This is a genomic window from Parafannyhessea sp. LCP19S3_B1, from assembly GCF_052121955.1.
Lineage (GTDB): Bacteria > Actinomycetota > Coriobacteriia > Coriobacteriales > Atopobiaceae > Parafannyhessea.
Genome location: NZ_JBQKDH010000006.1, coordinates 45,910 through 72,239, shown reverse-complemented (window position 1 = coordinate 72,239; position 26,330 = coordinate 45,910). Strand labels below are relative to the sequence as shown.

Here is a 26,330-nt window from a genome sequence, read left to right as displayed (position 1 = left end):
GGGGGTGGCGAGAAACGCGTTTGATTATGGGGGCATGACTCGGTGCGCTAGGCTTCTCGACGCGTCTGCAGGTACTCTGCAAGGTGGGGCATGGAGATGCGCACGTAACCCCTCCCTGCGGGCTCGATGAGGTTCGAGGCGATGAGGCTGGCGCGATACTTGCCTGCCCAGCTCATGGACTTGCGGCACCGTTCTGCGATGTGCGCCACCTGGGAGGGCTCGGGCAGATCCGGCACCATCGCAAGTATGAACTCGCGTTGGGCGACAGTAAGGGAGCGAACTGCCGGAGCGCACACGGAGTCTTGGAATGCGTTCGCCGCATCGGTGGCGCCGATGGAAACATGCTCTGCCGTGATGGCATCCGATCCGTTGACGTCGGCGGACTGCCACATGTAATACCCCACAAGCTGGATCATGAAGGGGAAGCCCGAAGAGGCCTCTGCTGCGGTTTGCGCGTCCTTCTCGGAAATCATCTTGCCAGAGTCGTTCACCGTGCTTATGTAGGCGTTCTTTACATCGGGGATCCTTACCTCGCCGAGGTCGTAGCGGACGCATCGCCGTAGGAAGGTGAGGACGTCGTCGTTCACGAGGTCGTCAATGGCTATGGGCAGGCCTGCGAACGCCAGCGCAATGCCATGCTTCTGCGTATCGGGTAAGTCGGTCATGTCCTCGTCGCGAATGACGTGTTGTACCGCAGTCGAAATGGCCACGAGGTCGTCCCTCGAGGCAGACTGCACCTCATCGATCGTGATTAGCACGCCCTTGCCCTTGGGAAGCCTGGCCAGCCTGTCCTCGATTGCCGCGCGGATCGTGAGGGGTGCCTCCGGGCGAGACAGCTCGACCGATCCGAGCGAGAGGGAGGTGCCCCCCAAGGACGCACTTGGCCCGATGCTTGCCCTCGTGACTCTTGGTGAGGTGCCACGAAGACTCTCGACAATCCTTTGCACCATTCCGCCCGAGGCGGTCTCGGAGATTACGTCCCAACCATCCTTTTTGGCCATGCGCCCAAGCTCGGTGAGGAGAACCGTCTTACCAGATCCGCGCTGACCCGTGATGAGCATGAGCCTCTCTGGCGCACCTGCCCCATTGGCAAGCCCCCTGTCGAAGGCGTCAATCACGCTTTCGCGTCCGATGAGGATGGGAGGCATCTTTCCCGCCGTAGGTTTGAAGGGGTTTGGTCCCATGCATATCACTCCTGCTCGCCATGTTGGCACTGCGTCTCATCCGTACGTGTTGGTCTTATACCCTTTTACACGAACATATACTCTTTTATACCTTTCTACACGCTTCTACACGTTCTTGCACTCTTTTACACTCTCTTACACCGTTGCATGCGCTTGGGGTACGGCCTTTGGCGACTCCGGCGGTCGCGGCAGCGGGTGGGCTCTAGCGTTCACCGTCGCTCGAGAGCGAGTCGAGCAACTTCAGCAGCAGCCGCTTGAGCTCCATGGCCTCGTCCAGGGGCATGTTCACGCAGCTGCCCATGCAGTGCGGCACGTCGTGCGCGCGTTCGTGCAGCTCGCGTCCGGCGGGGGTCAGCGTCACGATCACGGCGCGCTCGTCCTTGGCGGACCGCGTGCGCGTGATGTAGCCGTGCGCCTCGAGGCGCTTCAGCAGCGGCGTCAGCGTGGCGGAGTTAAGGTACAGCCGGCTTCCCAGCTCCGTCACGGTTATGCCGTCCTTCTCCCACAGGACCATCATGGTCACGTACTGCGTGTACGTTAGCCCCAGCGGGTCAAGAAACGGCTTGTACCGGCGGGTCAGCTCCTTGGAGGCCGCATACAGCGGAAAGCAGAGCTGGTTTTCCAGCGCAAGCGGGTCCGGGTTCGCGGGCGACTGCGAGGGCATCGCCTGGCGTGCGGGCAAGGTGTTCTGTTGCATGTAGCCTCCTTGCGACCCGGCGACTGGTGAATCTGCGGCGGGTCAGCTTGATGCGCTATAGACAAGCGCAATATTATATAGCGTACGATTAATATCGATGGTACCCGATTGCGCGCAAGAAAAATCGCCACATCGTGGTGCGGGGCGGAGCGCCACCCGTCGTGCGACGCTATAGTCTTGCCGATGTTACGAGTGCCTTGCGAAGGGAGAAGAGCATGGAACTGAGGACCAAGAGGCTCCTGCTGCGCCCATGGGCGCCTTCGGACGCGGAGGCGCTCTACCAGCTTGCACGCGATCCTGAGGTGGGGCCGGCCGCCGGTTGGCCGCCGCACGCGGACGTGGCGGAAAGCCTTCGTACCATCGAGGACGTGCTTTCGGCGCCAGAGACGTATGCCGTTGTTCGGCCGTGCGACGGCGCGCTTGTGGGGTGCGTCGCGCTCAGGTTTGGCGAGGACTCGTGCTCTGGTCTGGACGCGGAGCCCGAGCTTGGCTTTTGGGTGGGACGTCCGTACTGGGGTTGCGGCTATGCCACGGAGGCGGCCTCGTGCCTGGTCGCTCGCGCGTTTGCGGACCTTGGCTGCGACGCCGTGTGGTGCTGCCACTACGATGGCAACGCGCGATCGGCACGCGTCCAGCAGAAGCTGGGCTTCGACTTCGTGCGGCTTGACCCCAACGGTGACACGCGCCTGGGCTACACGCTTCCGGAGGTCGAAAACGTGCTGCGTCGCGAACGGTGGGGGCGCATGCGCGCATGATATCGGCCCGCGGGTGCGGGCACGATGGCGCGCCGCAGGGGCACGGGGAGCTACCGTCCACGCATGCGCCCGCGGGGAAAGGGCCTTGTTCTTCTCGCCCGCCGTATACTTCTAGGTGCGGTTTCTTGACGGCTTGGCAAGGCGGGCCGGCGGGGCGGCGTCGCGCGGACGCGCTTTCGGCCCGACGACTGACCTGGAGGTCACATGGGCGCATTCTTTGGCGCGGTCTCGCGCCGCGACGTCATCCTGGACGTGTTCTTTGGGGTCGACTACCACTCCCACCTGGGCACGCGTCGCGCGGGCATGGTGTCGTGCCTGCCGGAGGGCGGCTTCAAGAAGGAGATCCACTCCATCGAGAACACGCCGTTCCGCACGCGCTTCGACCACGACCTGCCGGGATTTCGCGGCACCTGCGCCATGGGCTGCATCAGCGACATGGACCCGCAGCCGTTGCTTGTGCGCTCGCACCTGGGCGTGTATGCAATATCCGTGGTGGGCAACATCACGAACTTCGACGCGCTGGTAGATGAGCTCACGGGCGCCGGTGCGCAGTTCATGGCCATGAGCTCTGGAAACGTCAACATGTGCGAGCTTGTGGCCGCGCTCGTGAACTCGCAGGACAACCTGGTCGATGGCATCCGCTATGCGCAAGAGAAGATCGAGGGCTCGCTCACGCTGCTCATAATGACCGAGGACGGCCACCTTGTTGCCGCGCGCGACCGCATGGGGCGCCTGCCCGTGCTGGTGGGGAAGGACGACGACGGCTACTGCGTCTCGTTCGAGAGCTTCGCTTACGGCAAGCTGGGCTATGCGGACGAGCACGAGCTTGGTCCCGGCGAGATCGTGCGCATTGGGCCGGACGGCTACGAGGTGCTGGCCAAGCCGTGCGACCGCATGCGGATCTGCGCGTTCCTGTGGGTGTACTACGGATACCCCAACTCAAACTACGAGGGCGTGAACGTCGAGGTCATGCGCTATCGCAACGGCCGCATCATGGCGCGTCGCGAGGAGGTTGAGGGCACGCTGCCCGAGGTGGACTACGTGGCGGGCGTGCCGGACTCCGGCCTGCCGCACGCCCTGGGCTTCGCCATGCAGACGGGCCAGACGTTCGCGCGCCCGTTCGTGAAGTACACGCCAACGTGGCCGCGCTCGTTCATGACCACCAACCAGGCCATTCGCAACCGCGTCGCGAAGATGAAGCAGATTCCCGTGCCGGAGCTAATCGACGGCAAGCGCCTGCTTCTGGTGGACGACTCCATCGTACGCGGCACGCAGCTGCGCGAGACCGTCGACTTCCTGTACGACACGGGCGCCCGCGAGGTGCACATGCGCTCCGCGTGCCCGCCCATCATGTATGGTTGCAAGTACCTTTCGTTCTCGCGCTCGAACTCCGACTACGAGCTCATCGCGCGCCGCAAGATAAGGGAGCTCGAGCCCGACGGCGGCGAGGAACACATCGCGGAGTACGCGGACGACGCCACGGAGCGCGGCCGCTGCCTGCTGAAATCCATCTGCGAGGAGATGGGCTTCGACTCGCTGCGCTACCAGTCGCTCGACGGCCTGCTCGAGGCGATCGGCCTCGACCGCGACAAGGTCTGCACGTACTGCTGGGACGGTCGCGAGTAGGCTCACGCCGGGTGGCCGCCGCCTGACGTGGCGTGTGCGATGGCGGTCTGTCGATTTTGGTTGACTACCGATTGTTGGTCCACTTTGTGGAGAAGAGCGTTACGATAGAGCCGCAACAATAACAAACTGGAAAGCAGGTTTCGGACAGAAAGGGCTAGCCATGAAGTTCTTCATCGATACCGCGGACCTCGACGAGATTAAGCAGGCCTCCGACTGGGGCATCCTCGCCGGCGTCACCACCAACCCGTCGCTCTACGCGAAGACCGGCGGAAAGCTTGCCGACTTCGAGGACCACATGGTCAAGATCTGCAAGATCGTGGGCGAGGGCGTGCCGGTGTCTGCCGAGTCCACGGCCGAGACGACCGAGGGCATGATCGCCGAGGGCGAACACCTCGCGTCGCTCGCGCCAAACATCGTGGTCAAGCTGCCGATCTGCGAGGAGTCGCTGCCCGCGACCCACAAGCTCGCGGCCGAGGGGATTCGCGTCAACATGACGCTCGTCTTCTCCGCACCGCAGGCTCTTCTCGCCGCCCGCGCCGGCGCACGCTACATCAGCCCGTTCGTCGGTCGCTTCGACGACATTGGTGATGACGGCATCGAGCAGCTCTCCACGGTAGTCGAGTGCGTGAAGAACTACGACTACGGCTACTGGGACGAGGAGGGCGGCCCGGAGATCATCACCGCCTCCGTCCGCACGCCCAACCACGTGACGCAGGCGGCGCTTCTGGGCGCGGACATCGCGACCGTGCCGTTTGGCGCGCTGAAGAAGTGCGTGCACCATCCGCTGACGACCGAGGGCCTCGCGAAGTTCGCGGCCGACTGGGCGAAGGTCACGGGAGAGGCCAAGTAGCCAGGACCTGGGCTCCGCGAACGACGCCGAAAACTATGGACCCGCCTCGGAGTGCTTTCCGTGGCGGGTCTCTTTGTACTTGGTGAGCTATGACAGAACCGCATGAGTATAAGACAAGTGTTGATTGCCAATAGTTACTAGTAGGAACCTACAGTACTATAAAGTGCCTACTACCATTAGTAGTCCTACCTCCGTATAGTTCTTGCTGTCAGACGAAAGACGTTGGCGCGGCTCCTTGCCGCGGCTGAGCTAGAAGGAGAGAGACATGACCGACACCAGGAAGATCGCCGTCGTCGCATCCAACGGCCGCAACGGCCGGCTCATCGTTAGGGAGGCCGTCGCCCGCGGCTTTGACGTGACCGGCTTCGCCCGCAGCGAGAACAAGTCCGAGGCACAGCGCTTCGTGCAGAAGGGCATCATGGACATCACGGCCGACGACCTCGCGGGCTTCGAGGCGGTGGTCGACGCCTTTGGCGCGTGGACGCCCGAGACCCTGCCCCTGCACACCACCACCTCTCAGCACCTTGCGGACGTGCTCTCTGGTACGCAGACCCGCCTACTTGTAGTTGGCGGTGCGGGTTCGCTCTACGTAGACCCCGAGCACAAGACGCAGCTGTACAAGACGCCGGACTTCCCCAAGGAGTATGTCCCGACGGCCTCTGCCCAGGCAGACGAGCTCGCCGAGCTTCGCAAGCGCGATGACGTGAAGTGGACGTTCGTCTCTCCTGCGGGCGACTTCCAGGCGGACGGCGAGCGCACCGGCTCATACATTCTCGCGGGGGAGGAGCTCACCTTGAACGAGCGTGGCGAGTCCGTCATCAGCTACGCCGACTTTGCGATTGCCATGGTGGACGAGGTCGAGAGCGGAAACCACGTGAGGCAGCGCATCTCCGTGGTCCGCAGGTAGCAAGATCCTGAACGCACAGGCCTGGGGCGCCCCGCGACGTTTGCCGCGAGGCGCCCATTTTGGGTCGTGCGCTTGCGTGGCGGGTGCGAACGTAGAACATTTTTCCTACACATTTCGCCCAACTGGGAAAACGCGACCCAAACGTCAACCTTGGAATCAATGTTCTACGTTCGTGCAGCCGCCCATGGCTGGAGATGTCGTGACTCAATTATATAAATCGATTCCATCCGACGAGTCTAGCAAAACCCTAAGGAAGTCGCTCTTGCTGCTGAGGATGCGATCCACATACAGACGAGTTCGACCAACCCTAAAAAACGCCATATAGCCACGGGCGCTGACGAATCGCCAGCTCGAGTGTATCTGGCAAACCGTGTCCAGTGGAGGGGCAGAGTTCGGGAAGGTTGCGACGTCGTCGATACGGTCAAGTATTGCGTCAATCGTACTTGAGGCTGAGGCAGGTTCCTCGTTCTCGACGGCAATCCATTCCCATATCTTGTCGAGGTCGGCTAGCGCGTCAGGGGAGTAAACGACCTCATGCCCCATTGCCGTGTCTATTCTCGAAGTGAGATCGAACATCTTCAGATGTTATCCAGCCATGGTTCTCACCCGACATCCTGCCATGTTCAAGTTCAGAGAAGAGTGATTGCGCGGCTATAAGACGGTCGTAGTCTGCCATATCGAGAATCGCGTAACGACCATGGCCATTTTTCGTAAGAAACACAGGTGAGCCAGGGCAGACCCCATCAAGCACCTCGCTGTAATTCCTCAGATTGGAAATGGGTTTAATCGTTGGCATGAGTTGAGTCCAATCATACGTAAAATAATACGTAGTATATTACAGCAATCCAGGTCGACAAGGATGATTTGCTTGTCGTGCGCCGATATAGCGTTGGGACAGATGTACATATAAATGCGGGCTAACTGAGCAATCTGTCCAACTCCCTGGCATCACACGTGTGTCGGTATGGTGTGGATTGCTTTGCGCTCACGTATCATATGCGCGTGACTTCTTGCCGCGAGACGCGGCCCGAATGGACGGGAGAGCAAATGCAGCGCAAGTACCCCAACCTCTGCAAGCCCATCACCCTTGGGAGGACCACGTTCAGGAACCGCATGTTCAGCGCGCCCATGGGTGGCACGGACATCACTAACGATGGCTGCATCGGTCCCAAGTCGACGGCGTTCTACGAGCTGAGGGGCAAGGGCGGCGCCGGCGCGGTCACCGTGTCCGAGTGCATGGTGCACCCGCAGACGGACGGCAGCCACGCCTACCACCTGGACGAGTCCATCCTCAACTCCCTGGCGTGCGCCACGTACACCGCGGACGCCATCCGCCGCCACGGCGCCATCCCGTCGCTGGAGCTTTCGCACTCCGGAATGTTCGCCGGCACGTACATGACGGACAAGACCCGCCAGCACGGGCTCAACCAGTGGGGCCCCTCGGATACCGTCCGCGCAGACGGCGTTGCCGTGCGCGCCCTGTCGCAGGAGCAGATCGCGGACATCGTCCGCGCCTACGGCCACGTGGCGGGGCTCGCAAAGCGCGCGGGCTTCGAGATGCTCATGATCCACGGCGGCCACGGATGGCTCATCAACCAATTCCTCTCGCCCCTGTTCAACCACAGGACGGACGAGTACGGCGGCTCGCTCCAGAACCGCTGCCGCCTTGCCGTCGAGGTGCTCAAGTCCGTGCGCGAGGCCGTGGGACCCTTCTTCCCGATCGAGTTCCGCATGAGCGGCGCGGAGTTCTGCGAGGGAGGCTACGACCTGGAGGAGGGCGTGCGCATAGCCCAGGCCATCGAGCCCTACGTCGACCTCATCCACGTCTCGGCCGGCACGTACCAGAAGACGTTCGGCATCACCCACCCCTCCATGTTCGAGGCGCACGGTCGCAACGTCTACCTTGCCGCAGAGGTCAAGCGCCACGTGAGCAAGCCCGTCGCGACCATTGGCGGCCTGAACGACCCGGAGCAGATGGAGAAGATCGTGGCCTCGGGGCAGGCGGACGTCGTGTACATGGCGCGCGCCCTTCTCGCCGACCCCTTCCTTCCGCGCAAGGTGACCGAGGGGCGCGACGACGAGATCGTGCGCTGCCTGCGCTGCTTCACGTGCATGGCGGAGCGCGCGGCGACGTCCACGCGCCGCTGCACCGTGAACCCGCTCATCGGGCGCGAGTCCGAGGGCGACGAGGTCGTGCCCGTGCCGGAGTCCCGCCGCAAGAGGGTGCTTGTGGCGGGCGGCGGCCCCGGCGGCCTGTACGCGGCGTACACCGCGGCGCGCCGCGGCCACGACGTGCTGCTGTGCGAGAAGGAGGGCGAGCTTGGGGGAATCCTCAAGAGCGAGCGCGCCCTGCCGTTCAAGTACGAGATGTACGAGCTCACGGGCACCTACGAGCGGCTGGCGCGCAGGGCCGGCGTGCAGATCCGCCTGAACTGCGAGGTCACGCCCGAGCTGGTCGAGGCGGAGGGCGCGGACGCGCTCATCGTTGCGGTTGGCTCCTCGCCGCTCGTGCCGCCCATCCCCGGGCTCGACGGCGACAACGTTGTCGTGGTGAACGACTACTACAAGAACGTCGACCGCGTGAGCGACGACGTCGTGGTGTTTGGCGGCGGCCTCGCGGGATGCGAGTGCGCCATTCACCTGGGGCAGGAGGGCAAGCGGGTCCACCTTGTCGAGATGCGCGACGAGCTGGCGCCGGACGCGAACGTGCGGCACCGCCCGCTACTGCTTCGCGAGGTCGAGAAGTACGTGACCGTCCACACCGGCTACAAGGGTCTGCGCGTGACCGCCGACGGCGTCGTGTGCGCGGACGCGAGCGGCGCCGAGCACCTGGTGCCGGGCACGACGGTCATCTGCGCGCTTGGCCAGCGCTCCAGGACGGGCGTGGCCGATGCCCTGCGGGACAGCGCTCCCTTCGTTCGCGTGATTGGCGACGCGGCGCGCGTGTCGACCATCACGAACGCCGTGTACTGGGGCTACCACGCGGCGCTCGACATCTAGGCGTCACGTGCCGCGCCCGGCCGGGCGAGGGCGGTCGCGCGCGTCGGCGTCGGGCCCGGTCCGCGCCCGGCTGCTAGCTGTGGTCGCCCTGCCGGTACGCCTCGACGTAGCCGCGCAGAAGCTCCAGGTAGCGGCTTGCGATGGGCGAGGGCGGCCGGTCGTGCCGCCGCACGTAGCCCAGCTCCATGCGCTCGTCGCTCTCGAGCGGCACGGCCACGATCTGGCTGCCGTTCAGCGCCTCGGAGAGGATGCCGGAGGATATGGTGTAGCCGCCCAGCCCTATGAGCAGGTTGAACAGCGTGGCGCGGTCGGTCACGACGATGCTCTTCTCGGCAGGCTCCGTGATGTGGAGCTCCTCCGCAAAGTACGGCGAGTTGTGGATGCCCTGGTCGTAGCTCAGGCGCGGGTAGGGGCGCAGGTCGGCGAGCGTGACGGACGCGCGGTCCGCCAGGGGGTTGTCGCGGCTCACGAAGACGTGCGGCGTCGCCGTGAACAGCGGCTCAAACGCGAGCCCGGCCGCGCGCACCGCGTTAGATATCACGTCGCGGTTGAAGTGGCTGCGGTACAGGATCCCCAGCTCGCTGCGCTGCACGCGCACGTCGTCCAGGATGCCGGCCGTCGTGGACTCGCGCAGCGAGAACTCGTAGCTGCTGGCGCCGTGCTCGCGCACCAGCCGCACGAACGCGTTCACCACGAACGCGTAGTGCTGCGCGGACACGCCAAACACGCGGCGCATGCGGGTGCCGCCCTTGTACTCCGCCTCCAAGAGGTCCGCCTGCTCAACCACCTGTCGCGCGTACGAGAGGAAGCGCGTGCCCTCCTCCGTCAGCTCAACTCCCGTGCGCGACCGCGTGAAGATCGTGACGCCCATCTCGCGCTCCAGCTCCGCGACGGCCTTCGACAGGCTGGGCTGCGCAACGAACAGCCGCTCGGCCGCCGCCGTGAGCGAGCCCGACTCCGCTACCTGGATCACGTATCGCAGTTGCTGCAGCTTCATGCGCCACCTCCGTCCGCTCCATTCTGACACAACCGTCTGCCGCTCCGTCGGCCCCACGACCGCCACAAAGGCGGAACATGGTGGGAGGCATGCCGCGCCCACGCGCCGCGGACGTGCCACAAGACAAGACACCCGTGCCGCACCCGCGCACGCGGCCGACGCCAGAAGGGACCATCCATATGAGAAGAGCAACCACCGCGCTCGCGAGGACCGCCGCGGTCGCATGCGCAGGCGCCGTCGCGACCGCCGCCCTGGTGTCGCCGCGCAAGAACGACTCGTACGTGGACGCCCGCTGGGGCAAGATCCGCCAGCACCGCTTTGCCCACCGCGGCCTGCACGACCGCGACCTCGGCATCCCAGAAAACTCGCTCTCGGCGTTCCGGCGCGCCCGCGACCTGGGCTTTGGCGTGGAGCTCGACGTCCACCTCACCGCGGACGGCCAGCTTGCGGTCATTCACGACGCCAGCACGCGGCGCATGTGCGGACGCGCCCTCACGGTCGAGAAGAGCACCCTGCAGGACCTGCGCGAGCTTTGCCTGGACGGCACGGACGAGCGCATCCCCACCTTCGACGAGGCGCTTTCCGTGTTCGACGCGGACTGCGAGGGCGACGCGGACCCGCTGCCGCTCATCGTGGAGGTGAAGACCGAAGGCGCCGCGTGGCCGCGCGTGGCCGAGCTCTGCCACAAGACCATGGACGAGCTCGATTGCCACTGCGTAAGCTACTGCGTGGAGAGTTTTGACCCGCGCGTGCTGGTGTGGCTGCGCCGCCACCGCCCAGAGGTCGTCCGCGGCCAGCTGAGCAAGGACTACCTCGCAGCAACGTCCGCAAAGTCCGCGGCGTCCGCCCGCACGGGCGAGAAGAGCGTGCCCGCGCACCGGCAGGCCCTGGCCTCCGTCTGCACCGCCGCGCGCGACGCGGCTGCGACGTCCATGGTCGCAAACTCCCTTGCGCGGCCGGATTTCGTTGCGTACAAGTTCGCGGACCGCGCGACACCCGCGTTCAGGCTGGTTCAGGCCCTGGGCGCGAAGCCCGTGTTCTGGACCATAAAGAACCCGCAGGACCTTGCCGCCGCCGAGACTGAGGGTGGCGTCGCCATATTCGAGGGCTTCGTGCCGGATTCCACCCACGCCCAGGTGTAGGGCCCGCCCCCAGCAGCCGGCCCGCACCCAGCACCCGCCTACAGGAAGTAGCGCTCGATCGTCTCGGCCACGCCGTCGTGGTCGCAGTCGGTCGTGGTGCAGACGTCCGCGGCCGCGAGCGCCTGCGGCGTGGCGTTTGCCATCGCGACGCCCAGGCCGGCGCTGCGCAGCATGTCCAGGTCGTTGTCGCCGTCGCCCACGGCCACGACCTGCGACATCGTAATGCCTAGCTCGTCGCACAGGTGGGCGATGCCGCTGTCCTTGCGCACGCCGGGCGCCGTTATCTCCACCGATGCGCCCTCCGCAAACGCGACCTGCACGTCCGCGCCCGCAAGCTGAGCGCGCGTGCGCTCGCGCGCCTCCTGCGTAAAGTGGTACAGGTTGATCTTGACGGCCTTGTTGGGGTGAGTGCGCAGGAACTCGATGGGGTCGTCCATCTGCTCGTTCACCTGCGCCCACAGGCCCTTGTACTGGCCAAGCCCCAGCTCGTCCGCGCGCTCGACGTCCGCAAGGTTCAGGTATGCGCCGGTCTGCGTCAGCACGTTCACCAGACAGCCGTTTGCAAGGCCCGCGCGCACCGCCTGGATCGCGCCGTGGTTGGGGATGGTGGTCACGCTCACGCTGCGGTGTTCCCACAGGTCCATCACCACGGCGCCGTTTGCGCACACGGCATAGCGCACGGGCGCAAGGTCGTGCCTGAGCGGCTCGAGCTCGCGGTACGCGCGGCCCGTGGCGATGGTCGCGCACGCGCCGGAGTCGGTAAGCCTACGCAGCGCCGCAGACGTAGCGGGCGACACCCTCTTGCCCGTGGTCAGGAGGGTGCCGTCCATGTCAAGCGCTATCAGGCGGTATGTGCCGGCCACCTACGCAAGCTCCTTCTGAAGGCGGTCCGCGATCGCGAGGATGAACTCCTCCGTGTCAAGCTGCTGCGGGTTCGGCAGCGTGGTGATGCGCGCCAGGTCGCCCGTCATCTTGCCGTCCTCGATGGTGCCGATGGTCGCCCTCTCGAGCGCGTCGGCAAAGCGCACCAGGTCGGGCGTGCCGTCCAGCTCGCCGCGCTTGCGCAGGGCGCCGGACCACGCGAAGATGGTCGCGACGGAGTTCGTCGAGGTCCTCTCGCCCCTCAGGTACTTGTAGTAGTGGCGCTGCACCGTGCCGTGCGCCGCCTCGTACTCCCAGTAGCCGTGGGGGCTCACCAGCACGGACGTCATCATGGCCAGGCTGCCGAACGCGGTCGATACCATGTCGCTCATCACGTCGCCGTCGTAGTTCTTGCACGCCCAGATGAAGCCGCCCTCTGAGCGCATCACGCGTGCCACGGCGTCGTCTATCAGGGTATAGAAGTACTCGATGCCCGCAGCCTCGAACTTCTCCCTGTACTCCGTCTCGTACAGGTCCGCGAACACGTCCTTGAAGCGGTGGTCATACGTCTTGCTGATGGTGTCCTTCGTGGCAAACCACAGGTCCTGCCTGGTCTCGAGCGCATAGCTAAAGCACGCGTGCGCGAAGCCGGTTATGGACTCGTCCAGGTTGTGCATGCCCTCCACCACGCCGGGGCCCGCGAACTCGTGCACGCAGACGGACTGCGGCTCGCCGCCGTCGGCCGGCGTGTACGTCAGGTCGACCCTTCCGGGGCCGGGAACGCGCATCTCCACGTCGCGGTACACGTCGCCGTACGCGTGACGCGCGATGGTGATGGGCGCCTTCCACGTGCGCACGTACGGCTCAATGCCCTTCACCAGGATGGGCGCGCGAAACACGGTGCCGTCCAGCATGGCGCGGATGGTGCCGTTGGGGCTCTTCCACATCTTCTTGAGGTCGTACTCCTCCATGCGGGCCGCGTTCGGCGTGATGGTGGCGCACTTCACGGCCACGCCCAGGCGCTTCGTGGCGTTGGCGGAGTCGATCGTCACCTGGTCGTCGGTGGCGTTGCGGTTCTCGAGCCCCAGGTCGAAGTACTCGGTCCTCAGGTCGACGAACGGGACGATGAGGTCGTCCTTGATCATCTTCCACATGATGCGCGTCATCTCGTCCCCGTCCATCTCGACGAGGGGAGTCTTCATCACAATCTTGGCCATCGAAACCTCCGAACGAGCGTCCGGGCGCCCCGGGCCGTCGGCCGCGGGCGCCAACCAGCGTTGAGCCTCACATCCGTGCGCGCGGCAGCCGCGGGCGCGCGTACTTCTCGCCCACATGCCGCATGCGCCCCTAGTCTAGCGGCTTTCTTGCGCCCGACTGGGCGAGAAGTGCCGCGCCACGTCGTTTTGTAGCGCAATTTAAACGTTTGCCTTCCGCTGGGGCGCGCCGCGGGAACGTGTCGGCGGCGCTTGCCCTACCATGAGGGGGGCGCGGCGCGGTGCCGCGCGGGAGGGGAGGACGCATGGCAGGCTCGCGCGTGACGGTGAGGGAGGTGGCCCGTGCCGCGGGCGTCTCCGTCGCGACGGTGTCGCGCGTGATCAACCACAACGGCCGGTTCTCCGCCCAGACGGAGGCGCGCGTGCGCGAGGCGATCGAGCGCCTGCACTACCAGCCCAACCAGCTGGCGCGCGGCCTGCGCCAGCAGCGCGCGGACGCCGTGGGCGTGATCGTGCCCAACATAAGCAACGAGTTCTTCTCGCGCATGATCGTGACGCTGCAGGCGGGGCTGTTTGCGGCGGGGCTCTCCATCGTGATCTACAACACCAACCACGACCCTGACATGGAACGCCAGTGCCACGCGTCGCTTGCGGCGCAGCGCGTGTCGGGCATCGTGAGCGCAAACAGCCTGGAGGACGTGCGCGCGGCCGTGCGCCGCGACGTGCCCACGCTCTACATCGACCGCGAGGTGCCCAAGGGCGGCCTTGGCCCCAACGTCAGCTCCGTGATGAGCGACAACGTGGCCAGCGGGCGGCTTGCCGCGCAGGAGCTTGCGCGCTGCGGCTGCACGCGCCCGATGGTGCTGACGGCGACGGCCGGCTTTCCCGTGACGGAGGTGCGTACGCGCAGCTTTGCGCAGGAGCTTGCGCGCCTGGGCGTGCCCCTGGACGGAAGGCGCGTGATCCACCCGCCCGCGACGGACTTTCCCTCTGGCCACGACGCCGTGGCGGCGGCCCTGGACGCGGGGCTCGAGTTCGACGGCGTGTTTGCCCAGACGGACCGTCTGGCCATGGGTGCGCTGGAGGCGCTGCGCGAGCGCGGCGTGCGCGTGCCGCAGGACGTTGCCGTGGTGGGCCACGACGACATCCTGCTGGCGCGGTTTGGCCGCCCGCCGCTGACGACCATCGCGCAGGACCCGGAGCGCATAGGCAGCCTGGCCGCGCAGATCATGCTGCAGATGATAGCGGGGGAGCTTGGGCAGGGCCGCCACGAGCTGGTGCCCGTGCGCCTGGTGCGACGCGAGTCCACCATGCGCGGACAGGGCGTGGCATAGCGCCGGCGCAGGTGCTGCCGCGGACAAGTGCGGCGCGCTGGGCGAGAAGTGCGCTGGGCGATAAGTGCGCGACCTTTGGGCCGGCGATGTTGACATGGGATGAGTAAGCGTTTACGCTGTCAAGCGACACAGGTGAGTAAACGATTACCCACAGGAGCGAACGCGACGGAAGGGAAGCGCAGGATGGAGCTCAACCAGTACATGGACCACACGCTGCTGAAGCAGAACGCCACGCAGGAGCAGCTGGGAAAGCTGTGCGACGAGGCACGCGAGTACCACTTCAAGACCGTGTCCATCAACGGCACGTGGACGGCATTTGCGGCGGAGCGACTGAAGGGCTCCGGCGTGGGCATCACCACGTGCATCAGCTTTCCGCTGGGCGCATGCAGCACCGCCGGAAAGGTGGCGGAGGCCAGGCAGGCTGTGGAGGACGGCACCACGGAGATTGATATGGTGCTGAACGTGGGCAGGTTGCTGAGCGGCGACGACGAGTACTGCACGAAGGACATCGCCGCCGTGGTGGAGGCGGCGCAGGGACACCCCGTGAAGGTGATCCTGGAGTGCTGCCTGCTGGACGACGACCAGATCGTGCGCGCGTGCAAGTGCGCCGAGGCCGCCGGGGCGGCGTTCGTGAAGACCTCGACCGGCTTCAGCACCGGTGGTGCCACCGTGCACGACGTGGAGCTCATGAAGCGCACGGTGGGAGACCGCCTGAAGATTAAGGCCGCGGGCGGCATCCACACGCGCGAGGACGCCCTTGCCATGATCGCCGCCGGCGCGGACCGCATTGGCGCGAGCGCGTCCGTCGCGATCTGCACGGAGTAGTCGGGCATCACAAAGCCAAAAGGCAGGGGGCCGTCCATCGCGGGCGGCCCCCTGCGTCTGTCTTGTCCGACGCCTCTTGTGGGCGTCGCGTGCTACTGTTGCGCGGCGGTGCGTCCAAGCCATGCCGGCTGCTCCGCGCTGATGACGCGGGCGCACACGCGGGCGCGGTCCAGGCTCATGATGGTGATGCCCTGGTAGTTGCCAGAGGGCTGCGGCGCAAGCACGAGCGCGCAGTCCGCCTGCGAGTCGCTCACCAGGCACAGCGGCAGCAGCAGCCTGATGGAGTCCGTCGTGGGGTCGTACGCGGGCGCCGCGATCCGATAGCTCGCGCGAACGCGGCACAGCGTGAGGGCGAGCGCCTCGTCCAGCGCGCGGCCGAGCCTGCGATACAGGCCAGGATCGGACTTGATGGCGCGCGCAAGTAGGGCCAGGTCCTTCTCGCCCGCGGGGGTGCCCTCCTGCGCCATGGCCTTTGCCAGCAGGTCGCGCGCCGTTGGCGACGCCTGCAGCTCGTCCTCCAGGAACGCGCGGGGCAGCACGCCCAGACGGTGCGTGAGGATGGCGTCCGTGTCCAGCACGGCCAGGCGGCTGGTATCCGGCGTAACGTCGCCCAGGTCGCGCAGGTAGCTTACGGGTCGGGGCAGGGGGTCGAGCTTCGCCACGAGCTCGCCGCCCAGCTCGCCGGAGCCCGCGACGCAGAACCCGGCGGACTTCCAGCGGATGTCGCCCCTGTTGGGCGCGAAGCACGCGTAGATGTCCTGGCCGAACGGGGTGAAGAGCCCGGTGTCGAACGCGGCGAGCGAGCCGTCGGCCGCCTGTGCCACCAGGCCCTGCGCCATGGCGCGGTGGAACGTGACGCACAGGTACTCGCGCAGGATGCCGTAGCGGCTGGGCCTGCCGACGCCCTCGCCGGGGAAGTCCCAGTGCTCCGGCGCCGCCATGGTAGCGAGCGCGCCGAGGTAGGACTCCCACGAGCCCACCATCGCAAAGCGCGCGAGCTCGCGGATGGGGCTCGTGGCGGTGGTGCCGCGCGCCGGGCCGGAAAGCTCGCTCCACGCGCCCTCGTCCACCGTGGGCAGGCCCTCGATTCCCACGGGCTCGTGCATGGCGCCCGTGCCGTCGTCGCCGTCGATGCAGCTGATGCTCCAGCGCTTGCCGGCGCTGGCCTTGGCGGAACGCTTCAGCGTGATGGTGACGGGCGTGCCGTCGTCCTCGTGCAGGTAGCGCAGGGGGAAGGTCACGCGGCTGCGCGTGCCGGTCAGAAGCGCCGTCGAGCGGGCGACGCTCCAGTCCTCGTCCAGCACGCCCATGACGTCCACGTCAAGCGGCAGCATCTGGTACAGCGCGCGCAGGAACTCGTCCTTGCAATGGACGTCGAGCGATATGGTCTGCGGCAGGTCTGACTGGGCGCTGAGGGCGGGGCCCTCCGGCTGCGTCGCGACGTCGCGCGCCTGCGGTACGGGGCGCGCGGGCACGGCGGAATGCTGGTCCTCGAACGAGAAGCTTCCCTCCGCGGGCAGCGACCCCTCGGGCACGGGCTCCTCGTCCTGCGTCGGGTCGTAGGTGATGGTGAGCGAGATGGACGGGGCGTCCTCGACCACGGGCGCGGCCTTGGGCTCAGGCGCGGCCTCGGCCGCGGCGTCCGGGCTCTTCTCGCCCGCGGGCGGCTGCGCGGCGGGGGCGGGCTGCGGCTCGGGCTCCGCCTGCGGCGCGGCTTTCGGCTTGGGCTCTGGCATGGGCTCCGCCTGCGGCGCGGCTTCCGGCTTGGGCTCTGGCATGGGCTCCGCCTGCGGCGTTGCAGCGGCTGCGTCCGTCTTGGTCGTGGGGTCGTACGTGATCGTGAGCCTGATGCCCTCGTGGTCCGACGCGGCGGTCGCGGGCGTCGCGTCGGAGGACGTCGCCTCCGTCGGGGAGGCCTCTGCGGACGTCGCCTCGCCCTCGGCAGCGGGTGCGTGCTGCGGCAGCGGCGCCTCGTCCTTCTCGCCCGTCGGGCTTGCCGGCTCCTCCGCGTGCTGCGCGGCAGCCTTCGCCACGGGCTCCGGCTCTGCCTTTGGCGCCTGCCTCGGCTTCTTGTGGCGGGGCTTTGCGGGCTTTGCCACCTTTGCCGACTTCTTGCGCTTCCAGGACTTGCCGTTCTGCACGGCCTTCTTCTGCGCGGAGGGGGCCTCGGCCGCGGCAAGCGCGGCGTCCAGCTCCGGGCTCGCCAGCAGCGTCGCGTACGTGCGGCCCTTCTTGAACACGGTCAGCTTCATCATGTCGTCCAGGGCGCCCAGCAGCTCCGTCACGTCCTTGCAGTCAAGGTCGTCCGGGGCTATGTCGTCTGCTGCCAGCACCTCCTCGAAGCGCTGTATGCGCTCCTGCCTTCCGGTCCCGATCTGGTTCTTGAAGAGGCGGTACAGGTACAGGCGGTTGCCTGCGGTGATTCTGGACATGGTGGCGGACCTTCCTATGGTTTTCGCGGGGGGAGCGGGTCCCGGCGCGGTTGGTGTGTTTGAGCGGTGCGGTGGTTCGTTTGTGCTGGGGCGTCGCATGCGGGCGCGTGCGGCCGGCGGGCGGCCACGGCGCCGTGCGCGCCATCCCGTGCCGCACGAAACCGCGTCGCCCGTGCGAGCGACGGCCGCGTGCGGCATTGTGCGGGCCGGCACGTCGCGTGCCGGCCCCGGTGCCTAGTTCACCTTGCGCAGGACGCACTCCGCAATGCGCCTGCGGGCCTTGCGTGCCTCCGGTATGGGCAGCAGCGGCCAGTCGTGGTTCATGCCCTGGCCGATCACCATGTCGGACCGCACGCCCGCGGTGATCAGCTTCTGGGCGAGCTCCGCGCAGTCGGGATAGTAGATCTCGCGCGTGCCGGCAAGCAGCAGCACGTTGCGCAGGGCGCTCACGTCGCCGTTTATGGGGCTCAGGCGGAAGTTCTCTATCTCGTCCCCGTCGGCCCACAGGTCGCCCATCTGGGCCATGCCCCACGGGGCAAGCACCGGGTCCGCGTCAAAGTAGTCGCGGATCTTGGGGTTGCGCATCGACAGGTCGAGCTCCGGGCTAATGAGCACCAGGTTCGCGGGCTGCTCAAGGTTGTACTGCGGCAGGCTCTCCGCCAGGCCCAGCGCAAGGCCGCCGCCGGCGGAGTCGCCCATCAGCGTGATGGCGTCCGCGCCGTAGCGCTTGCACAGGTTCTTGTACACGGTGGTGAGCTGGGTGTACGACTCGTCGTAGTCGTGCTCCGGCGCCAGCGGGTAGATCGGCACCACGATCTCCGCGCCCGTCTCCTGGCACAGCTTGTCCACAAAGTGCCAGTGCGCGGGCGTGATCTGGCTCACGTACCCGCCGCCGTGCAGGTACAGGACGGCGTGCTCGTTCTTGCCGGTCGTCCCCACGTGGTAGACCTTCATGCCGTGGGACGTCTCGTCAAACACCAGCGACCTCAGGTGCAGCCACGACGGAATGTGGTACTCCTGCTCGTTGGCAATGCGGCTCTTCTCGATGAAGTCGTCGTAGCGTCCAAGGTCCTGGCCAAGCACGACGTTGCGAAAGCCCGTGGCGCGCAGCGCGCCCTCCATCGCGGTCGCGACGCCCGAGCGCCCAAACTTCGAGCGGGACCACAGCTCGAAGCCGCCCGCTGCGGCAGCGGCACCCGCGATGGCCCCGGTGACGGAGAGTATGGTCTTGGTGGTCTTCTTCATGCGGGCTCCAATCTTCTATACATGTCCTCTAGTCTACCCCACGCGCCGCGGCCGCAGTCGGCGCATCCGGCGGCCAGCGCGCCAGCGCGCGTGCGCCTAGCTGCGCATTGCCAACACGCCCTTGCGTCTGCCGTGCTAACGTGGTGTGTCGGCAAATTCCGCAAGCGGTCGGGGGGAGAAGCACATGGCGTCACGTCAGGATCCGCCTCCCAAGTTCGACGCGCCCACCATGGCGGACGCGGAGGCGGCGCTCGCGCGCCACTTTGGCTACGCCAGCTTCAGGCCGGGCCAGGCCGAGGTCATCCGCGCCGTGCTCGCGGGAAGGGACGCGCTCGCCGTCATGCCCACGGGCGCGGGCAAGAGCGTCTGCTACCAGGTGCCGGCCGCACTCATGCGCGGGCTCACCATCGTGGTGTCCCCGCTCATCTCGCTCATGGGAGACCAGGTCCGCGGCCTGCGCGAGGCGGGCATCCGCGGCAGCTACCTCAACTCAAGCCTCACGCCGCGCCAGCAGGCCGTCGTCATGGCCCGCGCGCTCGACGGCTGGTACGACCTCATGTACGTCGCGCCGGAGCGCCTGGCAGACCCTTCGTTCCGTGCGTTTGCCGCACGCGTGCGCGTGCCGCTCCTCGCCGTGGACGAGGCCCACTGCGTCAGCCAGTGGGGGCAGGACTTCCGCCCCGCATACACCGGCATCGCGGACTTCGTGGCGGGCCTCCCCGCGCGCCCGCCCGTCGTGGCGCTCACCGCAACGGCGACGGAGCGCGTGCGTCGCGACGTGGTGTCGCTCATCGGCCTCGAAGACCCGCAGGTCACGGTCACCGGCTTCGACCGACCCAACCTCAGCTTCGCAAGCTTCGAGCTCAAGCCAAAGGAGCGCGTGCGCTGGGTGTGCGCCTACGCCGCCGCGCATCCGGACGAGTCCGGCATCGTGTACGCCACCACGCGCAAGAGGGTGGACGAGCTCGCCCAGGCGCTGCGCGAATCCGGCGTGGCCGCCGTGTCCTACCACGCCGGCTACGAGGCGGACGCCCGCGAGGAGGCCCAGCGCCGCTTCGTGATGGACGACGCGCGCGTGATGGTCGCCACGAACGCCTTCGGCATGGGGATCGACAAGTCCAACGTGCGCTTCGTCGTGAACTGCGGCCTGCCGCTCTCGCTGGAGGAGTACTACCAGGAGGCGGGTCGCGCCGGCCGCGACGGCGAGCCCGCGGAGTGCTACCTGCTGTGGAGCCGTGGCGACATCCGCACGTGCCGCTTCCTCATCGACCGCGACGACCTCCCGGATTCCACGCCCGCCGCAGAGCGGCAGCGCCTCGAGCGCTCGCGCCGCGCCCTTCTCAACCACATGATCGACTACGCCCAGAGCACCACGTGCCTGCGCCGGCGCATCCTCTCGTACTTTGGGCAGGACGTGTCCGCGCTGCCGCAAAGCTGCGGCTCGTGCTCCGTCTGCACGGGCGCCTCGCCGGATCGCTACCTCGCGCCCGCCGCGACGTCGCACGCGTTTGGCCACGCCGCCTACGACGGCGACGGCGGCGCCCTCGACGGCGCGCGCACCCGCTCCCGTCACCGCGCCTCCGCGCGCGAGGAGGCGCTCGACTACGTTGCCGCGGACGGCGACGAGGAGCTGTTCCAGCGCCTGCGCGCCCTGCGCAAGCGCCTTGCGGGCGAGAGGGGCGTGCCCCCGTACCTGATATTCAACGACGCGACGTTGAGGGCCATGGTCCGGCGGAAGCCCCGCGACCGGGAGGCGCTGCTCCAGGTGCCGGGTGTCGGCACCACGAAGCTCGAGCGCTACGGCGATGCGTTCCTGGAGGAGATCGCCCGCTCCTAGCGCGCGGCTGCCCCGGTCAACCCCGCGGCGCCCGCGCTACAGATGTCGGTCGAAGTGCCCCTTGCGGGCAAGGTTTCTCAGGTTGATGACGGTGCCCTGCATGCCATGGGGAATGTAGTCCATGTGCTCCAGGTCGTCCGGAAGGTAGTCCACAAGGCTCAGCGGCATGGTCTGGCGCACGTGGCCGTCCGCGTCCAGGTCGGGCTCGCGCACGGGGTCCGGCGTCGCCTCTATGGCCAGGACCTTCGCCCCCTGCGCACTCAGCCGGCACTCGTACCAGCTCATGGGGTCGTCGGGCCGCTCAAGGCGCGCGTCCGTGGATTCCCACAGCGTGCGGAAGCCGGCAAGCGCCAGCTGCCCGCGCGTGAACTCCCACAGCGGGGAGCTGTCCGTCTTCAGCGTCACCACGCCGCCCGGGGCCAGCAGGCGCCGGTAGCGCACCAGGTTGTCCGCGTGCGTCAGGCGCTGCCACGCCTCCTTCTTGCGCGGGAACGGCGTGGGGAAGTTCAGGATCACCTGGCTCAGCTCGCCGGGCGAGAAGTACTGCTCCAGCTTGCTGGCCACGCCGGGCGCAAACACCGCGTTCGCCGCCCCGGCCTCCTGCGCCCGCTGAGCCGCGTACGCAATGCAGATCGGCTCCAGGTCCACGCCCACGAACAGCGTGCCCGGCTCGCGCTTGGCCGCCTCCACGGTCGAGGCTCCCTTGCCGCAGCCCATGTCCAGCACCACGCGGTCGTAGCGCGCGTGCGGCGACGCCGCGTTTAGCGGGTGGCAGGCCTCCGCCCAGCGTCCCGCGTAGGTGGCGGGGCTCGCCTCTATGGAGTCCGCGTAGCGCTCGAGCCGCTCCTCGAGCACGAAGTTCTTCGGTAGCCTTGCGTGAAGGGCGTGCATGGGGTTGCCTTCCTGTCGTTTTGTCAGTCCTGCGCGTGCCCGTCGCCAAACTGCATGCGATAGTAGCGGGCGTACGTCCCGCCGCGTGCCAGCAGCTCGTCGTGCGTGCCCTTCTCGGCCACGCGACCGTGGTCGATGGTCACGATCTCGTCCGCGCCCTTGATGGTCGAGAGCCTGTGCGCGATCACGATGGTCGTGCGTCCGTGCGAGAGCCGTGCCAGCGAGCGCTGCACCGCCCGCTCGCTCTCGTTGTCAAGCGCGGAGGTCGCCTCGTCCAGAATGAGCACCTGCGGGTCCTTCAGGAACACGCGCGCGATGGCGATGCGCTGCTTCTGCCCGCCGGAAAGGCGCGCGCCGCGCTCGCCCACCATGGTCTCGAACCCGTCGGGAAGCGACTCCACGAACTCCTCGATGTTCGCCTTGCGCGCCGCCTCGCGGATCTCGCCCGCGGTGGCGTCCGGCCGGCCGTACGCGATGTTCTCCGCGATCGTGCCGTCAAACAGGTACACGTCCTGCTGCACGATGCCTATGGCCTGGCGCAGGCTGCGCACGGTGACGTCGCGCACGTCCTGCCCGTCGATCAAGACGGACCCCGCCTGCACGTCATAGAAGCGGGGGAGAAGGGCGCAGATGGTGGACTTGCCGCCGCCGGACGGGCCCACGAGCGCCACCGTGCTCCCGGGCCTTACGGTGAGGTCGAGCCCGTGCAGTACCTCGGGGCCCTCGTCGTACGAGAAGTGCACGCCCCGGTAGCTGATGGCGCCACGGGTGACGGCAAGCGGCCGTGCTCCCGGCGCGTCCTTGACGTCCGGCTCCGCCACCAGCATCTCCTCGAAGCGGCGGAATCCCGCGATGGCCTTCTGGAACGTCTCCGTGAAGTTCAGGATGTTGTCGATCGGGGTGGTGAACAGCGTGATGTACAGCGCAAACGTCGCAAGGTCCTGCGGCTGCATCTGGCCCCTTGCGATGAGCCAGCCGCCCAGGCACACGATCACGGTGTACAGCGCGCCCATGAGCGCGGCGATGCCGGCCTGGTACGTGCCCATGGCGCGGTACATCCGCACCTTGGAGTCCAGGTACGCGTCGTTGCTGGTGCGGAACTTGTCCTTCTCAACGTCCTCCGCGGCAAAGCCCTTCACCACGCGGATGCCGGCGAGGCTGTCCTCCACGCGCGAGTTCACGCCGGATATGCGCACGCGGTTCTCGCGGAAGATCGCCTTCATGCGCAGGTTCGCGCGGAGGTTGTACGCGGTCAGCACCGCGAGCACCGCCGCGAGCACCAGCGTGAGCGGCACGTTCACGAACCCCAGGATCACGAACGAGCCCACGATCTCAACCGCGCCGATGAGCAGGAACTCCGGGCCGTGGTGGGCGGTCTCGCTGATGTCAAACAGGTCGCTCACCAGGCGGCTCATGAGGTCGCCGGACTTGTTGCGGTCGAAGAACGAGAAGCTCATGCGCTGGTAGGCGTCAAACAGGTCCTCGCGCATGCGGCTCTCCATGCGGGCGCCCATCACGTGTCCCCAGTACGCCACGAAGTAGCGGCACGCAAAGCGCACGGCGTACAGCGCCACGAGGCCGGCCGCCAGGTACCCCAGCGCGCCGAGGATGGCGCTCGCCCCCTGGGTGAACAGGCCGCCCGTGAGCGTGCGCAGGATCTGCGGGAACGCGAGGTCGATGCCCGCGACCACGACGGCGCACGCGATGTCGCCCACGAACAGGTGCATCTGCCCCTGGTAGTAGCCCAAAAAGCGCCTCATGAGGGCGGCGGTGGAGAGCCTGGCCGCGCCCTTCCGCTCTTGTGCGTCTTGTCTGGCCGTGCGGGTGTCCTGCATGCTTCCTCCAAGCCACGGTGCGTGGCCGCCTAGGTGTGACGGGTGTGGGGCCGCCAGGCGGCGGCCGGTGAACCATCATAGCCCACGCCCGCGGAGTCGCAGGTACGCATACGAATAACCCATCAGGGCGCAAGGGCGCGGCGCACGGGAGGGCGCGGCGCAAAAGGGACCCGGCGTCCGCAGCATCTGCGGGCGCCGGGTGCGTGAAATTGGTGCATGGTGGAGGGGACGGTGCGGCCAACGCCGCCAGCCTCGCCCGCGGGCGAGAAGGACGCGCGGACCTTAGTCGTCGAGCGTGACGGTGAAGCCCTTCTCGTCCTCCTCCTCGAGGATCTTGCCCTTCTGGTCGACGGGCATCATGGAGATGTCGTCCTCGTAGACCTTCTTGCCGGTGGGGTGCTCCTCCAGCCAGATCCTGTCGCCCACGGGCGCCCAGGCCTTCGCGTACTCCGCGGTGCGGGCGCACAGGTGGTCGACGCTCTCCGGCGTGACGTACTCCGTGGACTTCGCGTTCGCGGCGTGGACCATCTTCGGCAGCACTTCGGGGTTCTCGAGCATGGGGCACGGGCGCAGCATGTTGTCGTTCCACGGCCAGTTGGCGCGGTACTGCTGGAACAGCGGCTGCTTCAGGCACTCCAGCAGGCTCTGCTCCTTGATGTTCGCGTTGGAGTAGTGGATGAAGACGCACGGCTCCACGTCGCCGCGGGCCGTGATGTGGCAGAACACGCGGCCGCCGGCGATGCAGCCGCCCACGAACTCGCCGTCGTTCTGGAAGTCCATCACCATGATGGGCTTGCCGCCGTCGTAGGCGCGCACGTCGCGGATGCGCTTGATCATGTACTGGCGCTGCTCCAGCGTGGGCATGAGGTCGGCGTTCGCGCCCTCGCCCACGGGCATGTAGTGGAAGTACCAGGCCCAGAGCGCGCCCTTCTCGATGAGCATGTCGTAGTACTCGTCAGAGGTGACGGCCTCGACGTTGGCGCGGGTGTACGCCGTGGAGACGCCAAACGGGATGCCGTTGGCCTTCATGAGGTCGAACGCGGCCATGACCTTGTCGTAGTCGCCCTCGCCGCGGCGGCCGTCGTTCGCCTCCTTCGAGCCCTCGAGCGACACGGAGAACAGCACGTTGCCCAGGCGCTTGCAGTCGTCGCAGACCTGCTGGTTGATGAGGGTGCCGTTGGTGTAGAGGCTGAAGAGCGAGTCGTTGTGCTTCTCGGCCAGCTTCACGATGTCCTTCCAACGCACCATGGGCTCGCCGCCGGTCATGAAGAACCAGTGGCAGCCAAGGTCGTTGGCCTGCTTCACGAGGGAGTCCATCTCGTCGTACGTGAGGTTGAGCGACTTCGAGTAGTCGGCGGCCCAGCAGCCCACGCAGTGCATGTTGCACGCGCTCGTGGGGTCGAAGATGATGATCCAGGGCACGTTGCACTGGTTCTTCTGGGCAGAGATCGTGGTCTCGCGCAGGCCGCGGAACGCCGCCTCGTACGCGCCGTTCAGAAGCGCCGTGTGCAGGATGTTGGGGTCGATCCTGCGCGCCATGTCGATGACCATGTTCTCCCACTTGGAGCCGGGGTAGAACGCCTCGCGCAGCGACTTCGCCATGTCGGGCGCGGTGCCAGAGAGCATCTTCTGTCCCATGTCCAGGAACTTCTCGATCGCCTCCTCGGGATGGTCGCCGCGGACGGCGTCGATCGCCTTGTCCAGCACGACGGAGAACGCCTTGCGCTCCGCCGCATGCGCCAGCTTGTTCTGCATGAGAATCCACCAACCTCTCTGGCCGTGGCGCGGGCGAGATTGCATGTACGTCGTCCTGGCGTCGCGGCTGCCTCGAGCGGGGCGCGTATGCGCCCCAATCTTCCCATTGGTGGGATTCTAGCCTTTTGGGGAAGGTAGTCCCATTCTTTTTTAAAACGGGGTCAAAATTGAACTGAAGCGGTCACATTCGTTCAAAACAAGACAGATTCGAGCTAATCTGTACAATAACGCACGAATTGGCTCGCACCCGCTTGGTGGCCCTTCTCGCCCGAGGCGCCTATAGCAGCTCGTCGAGGGTCTTGCCAAAAGGCGGAAGGAACTGCTCCACGAAGTCCGCCACCTCGGGATGGTCCGCAGCCATGGCGTCTACCGTCGCCTGCGTCGTCGCCTGCGCGCTCCTGAACTCGGCGTTGCCCGCATGGGTCTCGTCCAGGCACTTTATCAGGGCGGACAGCTTGTCTGCCGCCTTCACGAGACCGCGCAGGTACGCCTCGTCCCCGTCTGCGGCGTCGCTGGCCGCGGGGCAGAGGATCTGACGGTACGCGGGGGCGAGGTCCTGTGGCAGCTCGTCCAGAAGGCGTTGCTCCGCGTTGGCCTCCACGTCCTTGTACGCGTCGCGAATCTGTCCGTTCGCGTACTTAACGGGCGTGGGCATGTCGCCGGTGATGATCTCCGACGCGTCGTGGAACATCCCCATGAGAGCCGCCCTACCCGCGTCGAGCGAACGCCCGTAGCGCACGTTCGCGATGGTCGCGAGCGCGTGGGCGATCACCGCGACCTCGAGCGAGTGCTCCGAGAGGTTCTCCGGGCGGGTGCTCCTCATGAGTGCCCAGCGCTCTATGTACTTCATCCTCGATACGAGTGCGAAGAAGCTCGACTCCTCGAGCGTGGCGTCGCCTGCCTCCATGTGACCTCCCGCGAGTCGTGTCCGACGAACTTGCAC

The 26,330-nt window shown here is 66.9% G+C and carries 21 protein-coding genes; 9 read left to right on the top strand and 12 right to left on the bottom strand.

Annotation, left to right across the window (positions count from 1 at the left end):
- Positions 1-47: 47 nt before the first annotated feature.
- Positions 48-1,148 (bottom strand): ATP-binding protein, encoded by a 1,101-nt coding sequence (locus tag ACTQWE_RS04235; protein ID WP_441855976.1) that lies wholly within the window; start codon positions 1,146-1,148, stop codon positions 48-50.
- A gap of 238 nt (positions 1,149-1,386) precedes the next feature.
- Positions 1,387-1,881 carry a MarR family winged helix-turn-helix transcriptional regulator gene (locus ACTQWE_RS04230; protein WP_441855861.1) on the bottom strand — a complete coding sequence of 165 codons (495 nt, stop codon included), beginning with the start codon at positions 1,879-1,881 and terminating at the stop codon, positions 1,387-1,389.
- Positions 1,882-2,096: 215 nt separating this feature from the next.
- On the opposite strand from ACTQWE_RS04230, the gene ACTQWE_RS04225 reads away from it, so the two are divergent.
- The 4 genes from ACTQWE_RS04225 (at position 2,097) to ACTQWE_RS04210 (ending at position 6,019) form a co-directional block, all read left to right on the top strand.
- Entirely contained in the window at positions 2,097-2,636 is a 540-nt protein-coding gene (locus tag ACTQWE_RS04225; protein WP_441855859.1) for a GNAT family N-acetyltransferase, read from the top strand.
- Between the two features lie 204 nt (positions 2,637-2,840).
- A complete protein-coding gene (locus ACTQWE_RS04220) occupies positions 2,841-4,262 on the top strand; it encodes an amidophosphoribosyltransferase (RefSeq protein WP_441855857.1) in 1,422 nt (473 codons plus the stop codon).
- A gap of 160 nt (positions 4,263-4,422) precedes the next feature.
- The gene (locus ACTQWE_RS04215) at positions 4,423-5,112 is read left to right on the top strand and encodes a transaldolase family protein (RefSeq protein WP_170103099.1); all 690 of its coding nucleotides are present in this window, start codon (positions 4,423-4,425) and stop codon (positions 5,110-5,112) included.
- A 265-nt stretch (positions 5,113-5,377) separates the two neighbouring features.
- Positions 5,378-6,019, top strand: coding sequence for an NAD(P)-dependent oxidoreductase (locus tag ACTQWE_RS04210; RefSeq protein ID WP_441855856.1), 642 nt, complete (start codon positions 5,378-5,380; stop codon positions 6,017-6,019).
- 204 nt (positions 6,020-6,223) lie between these two features.
- Here ACTQWE_RS04210 and ACTQWE_RS04205 read toward each other — a convergent pair whose 3' ends face one another.
- Entirely contained in the window at positions 6,224-6,562 is a 339-nt protein-coding gene (locus ACTQWE_RS04205) for a type II toxin-antitoxin system RelE/ParE family toxin (protein WP_441855974.1), read from the bottom strand.
- Positions 6,563-7,066: 504 nt separating this feature from the next.
- On the opposite strand from ACTQWE_RS04205, the gene ACTQWE_RS04200 reads away from it, so the two are divergent.
- Positions 7,067-9,019, top strand: coding sequence for an oxidoreductase (locus ACTQWE_RS04200; RefSeq protein ID WP_441855854.1), 1,953 nt, complete (start codon positions 7,067-7,069; stop codon positions 9,017-9,019).
- Between the two features lie 73 nt (positions 9,020-9,092).
- Here ACTQWE_RS04200 and ACTQWE_RS04195 read toward each other — a convergent pair whose 3' ends face one another.
- Positions 9,093-10,016, bottom strand: a complete 924-nt coding sequence (locus ACTQWE_RS04195) for a LysR family transcriptional regulator (protein ID WP_441855852.1) — start codon at positions 10,014-10,016, stop codon at positions 9,093-9,095.
- A 179-nt stretch (positions 10,017-10,195) separates the two neighbouring features.
- Between ACTQWE_RS04195 and ACTQWE_RS04190 the strand changes: the two genes are divergently transcribed.
- Entirely contained in the window at positions 10,196-11,158 is a 963-nt protein-coding gene (locus ACTQWE_RS04190; protein ID WP_441855851.1) for a glycerophosphodiester phosphodiesterase family protein, read from the top strand.
- 38 nt (positions 11,159-11,196) lie between these two features.
- Here ACTQWE_RS04190 and ACTQWE_RS04185 read toward each other — a convergent pair whose 3' ends face one another.
- A complete protein-coding gene (locus tag ACTQWE_RS04185) occupies positions 11,197-12,021 on the bottom strand; it encodes a Cof-type HAD-IIB family hydrolase (RefSeq protein ID WP_441855849.1) in 825 nt (274 codons plus the stop codon).
- Positions 12,022-13,236: an NADP-dependent isocitrate dehydrogenase gene (locus tag ACTQWE_RS04180; RefSeq protein ID WP_441855847.1), complete on the bottom strand. Its 1,215-nt coding sequence runs from the start codon at positions 13,234-13,236 to the stop codon at positions 12,022-12,024. It abuts the gene before it with no gap.
- A gap of 302 nt (positions 13,237-13,538) precedes the next feature.
- On the opposite strand from ACTQWE_RS04180, the gene ACTQWE_RS04175 reads away from it, so the two are divergent.
- On the top strand, positions 13,539-14,567 hold the full coding sequence (locus ACTQWE_RS04175) for a LacI family DNA-binding transcriptional regulator (RefSeq protein ID WP_441855845.1): 1,029 nt from the start codon (positions 13,539-13,541) through the stop codon (positions 14,565-14,567).
- Positions 14,568-14,750: 183 nt separating this feature from the next.
- Positions 14,751-15,392: a deoxyribose-phosphate aldolase gene (deoC, locus tag ACTQWE_RS04170; RefSeq protein ID WP_170103109.1), complete on the top strand. Its 642-nt coding sequence runs from the start codon at positions 14,751-14,753 to the stop codon at positions 15,390-15,392.
- A gap of 92 nt (positions 15,393-15,484) precedes the next feature.
- Here the strand turns inward: deoC and ACTQWE_RS04165 are convergent, their stop codons facing one another.
- Positions 15,485-17,824, bottom strand: a complete 2,340-nt coding sequence (locus tag ACTQWE_RS04165) for a DUF3825 domain-containing protein (protein WP_441855843.1) — start codon at positions 17,822-17,824, stop codon at positions 15,485-15,487.
- Between the two features lie 234 nt (positions 17,825-18,058).
- On the bottom strand, positions 18,059-19,069 hold the full coding sequence (locus ACTQWE_RS04160; RefSeq protein WP_441855841.1) for an alpha/beta hydrolase: 1,011 nt from the start codon (positions 19,067-19,069) through the stop codon (positions 18,059-18,061).
- A gap of 184 nt (positions 19,070-19,253) precedes the next feature.
- Between ACTQWE_RS04160 and ACTQWE_RS04155 the strand changes: the two genes are divergently transcribed.
- Positions 19,254-20,906 (top strand): RecQ family ATP-dependent DNA helicase, encoded by a 1,653-nt coding sequence (locus tag ACTQWE_RS04155; RefSeq protein ID WP_441855839.1) that lies wholly within the window; start codon positions 19,254-19,256, stop codon positions 20,904-20,906.
- A gap of 36 nt (positions 20,907-20,942) precedes the next feature.
- Here the strand turns inward: ACTQWE_RS04155 and trmB are convergent, their stop codons facing one another.
- The 4 genes from trmB to yfbR all read right to left on the bottom strand — a co-directional run bounded on the left by trmB (position 20,943) and on the right by yfbR (position 26,294).
- Positions 20,943-21,797 (bottom strand): tRNA (guanine(46)-N(7))-methyltransferase TrmB, encoded by an 855-nt coding sequence (gene trmB / locus ACTQWE_RS04150; RefSeq protein ID WP_441855837.1) that lies wholly within the window; start codon positions 21,795-21,797, stop codon positions 20,943-20,945.
- 23 nt (positions 21,798-21,820) lie between these two features.
- Positions 21,821-23,632 carry an ABC transporter ATP-binding protein gene (locus tag ACTQWE_RS04145; protein ID WP_170103113.1) on the bottom strand — a complete coding sequence of 604 codons (1,812 nt, stop codon included), beginning with the start codon at positions 23,630-23,632 and terminating at the stop codon, positions 21,821-21,823.
- Positions 23,633-23,914: 282 nt separating this feature from the next.
- A complete protein-coding gene (locus tag ACTQWE_RS04140) occupies positions 23,915-25,387 on the bottom strand; it encodes a radical SAM protein (protein WP_170103114.1) in 1,473 nt (490 codons plus the stop codon).
- A 277-nt stretch (positions 25,388-25,664) separates the two neighbouring features.
- Entirely contained in the window at positions 25,665-26,294 is a 630-nt protein-coding gene (gene yfbR / locus ACTQWE_RS04135) for a 5'-deoxynucleotidase (RefSeq protein WP_441855834.1), read from the bottom strand.
- Positions 26,295-26,330 lie beyond the last annotated feature (36 nt).

What these genes read in the sequence shown, in the direction of transcription:
- ACTQWE_RS04180 (WP_441855847.1), bottom strand. Translation starts at nt 13,236, where the DNA reads ATGGCCAAGATTGTGATGAAGACTCCCCTCGTCGAGATGGACGGGGAC.
- ACTQWE_RS04160 (WP_441855841.1), bottom strand. Translation starts at nt 19,069, where the DNA reads ATGAAGAAGACCACCAAGACCATACTCTCCGTCACCGGGGCCATCGCG.
- ACTQWE_RS04165 (WP_441855843.1), bottom strand. Translation starts at nt 17,824, where the DNA reads ATGTCCAGAATCACCGCAGGCAACCGCCTGTACCTGTACCGCCTCTTC.
- ACTQWE_RS04145 (WP_170103113.1), bottom strand. Translation starts at nt 23,632, where the DNA reads ATGCAGGACACCCGCACGGCCAGACAAGACGCACAAGAGCGGAAGGGC.
- ACTQWE_RS04210 (WP_441855856.1), top strand. Translation starts at nt 5,378, where the DNA reads ATGACCGACACCAGGAAGATCGCCGTCGTCGCATCCAACGGCCGCAAC.
- ACTQWE_RS04225 (WP_441855859.1), top strand. Translation starts at nt 2,097, where the DNA reads ATGGAACTGAGGACCAAGAGGCTCCTGCTGCGCCCATGGGCGCCTTCG.
- ACTQWE_RS04140 (WP_170103114.1), bottom strand. Translation starts at nt 25,387, where the DNA reads ATGCAGAACAAGCTGGCGCATGCGGCGGAGCGCAAGGCGTTCTCCGTC.
- deoC (WP_170103109.1), top strand. Translation starts at nt 14,751, where the DNA reads ATGGAGCTCAACCAGTACATGGACCACACGCTGCTGAAGCAGAACGCC.
- ACTQWE_RS04155 (WP_441855839.1), top strand. Translation starts at nt 19,254, where the DNA reads ATGGCGTCACGTCAGGATCCGCCTCCCAAGTTCGACGCGCCCACCATG.
- ACTQWE_RS04200 (WP_441855854.1), top strand. Translation starts at nt 7,067, where the DNA reads ATGCAGCGCAAGTACCCCAACCTCTGCAAGCCCATCACCCTTGGGAGG.
- ACTQWE_RS04220 (WP_441855857.1), top strand. Translation starts at nt 2,841, where the DNA reads ATGGGCGCATTCTTTGGCGCGGTCTCGCGCCGCGACGTCATCCTGGAC.
- ACTQWE_RS04215 (WP_170103099.1), top strand. Translation starts at nt 4,423, where the DNA reads ATGAAGTTCTTCATCGATACCGCGGACCTCGACGAGATTAAGCAGGCC.
- yfbR (WP_441855834.1), bottom strand. Translation starts at nt 26,294, where the DNA reads ATGGAGGCAGGCGACGCCACGCTCGAGGAGTCGAGCTTCTTCGCACTC.
- ACTQWE_RS04195 (WP_441855852.1), bottom strand. Translation starts at nt 10,016, where the DNA reads ATGAAGCTGCAGCAACTGCGATACGTGATCCAGGTAGCGGAGTCGGGC.
- ACTQWE_RS04175 (WP_441855845.1), top strand. Translation starts at nt 13,539, where the DNA reads ATGGCAGGCTCGCGCGTGACGGTGAGGGAGGTGGCCCGTGCCGCGGGC.
- ACTQWE_RS04235 (WP_441855976.1), bottom strand. Translation starts at nt 1,148, where the DNA reads ATGCCTCCCATCCTCATCGGACGCGAAAGCGTGATTGACGCCTTCGAC.
- ACTQWE_RS04190 (WP_441855851.1), top strand. Translation starts at nt 10,196, where the DNA reads ATGAGAAGAGCAACCACCGCGCTCGCGAGGACCGCCGCGGTCGCATGC.
- ACTQWE_RS04230 (WP_441855861.1), bottom strand. Translation starts at nt 1,881, where the DNA reads ATGCAACAGAACACCTTGCCCGCACGCCAGGCGATGCCCTCGCAGTCG.
- trmB (WP_441855837.1), bottom strand. Translation starts at nt 21,797, where the DNA reads ATGCACGCCCTTCACGCAAGGCTACCGAAGAACTTCGTGCTCGAGGAG.
- ACTQWE_RS04205 (WP_441855974.1), bottom strand. Translation starts at nt 6,562, where the DNA reads ATGGGGCATGAGGTCGTTTACTCCCCTGACGCGCTAGCCGACCTCGAC.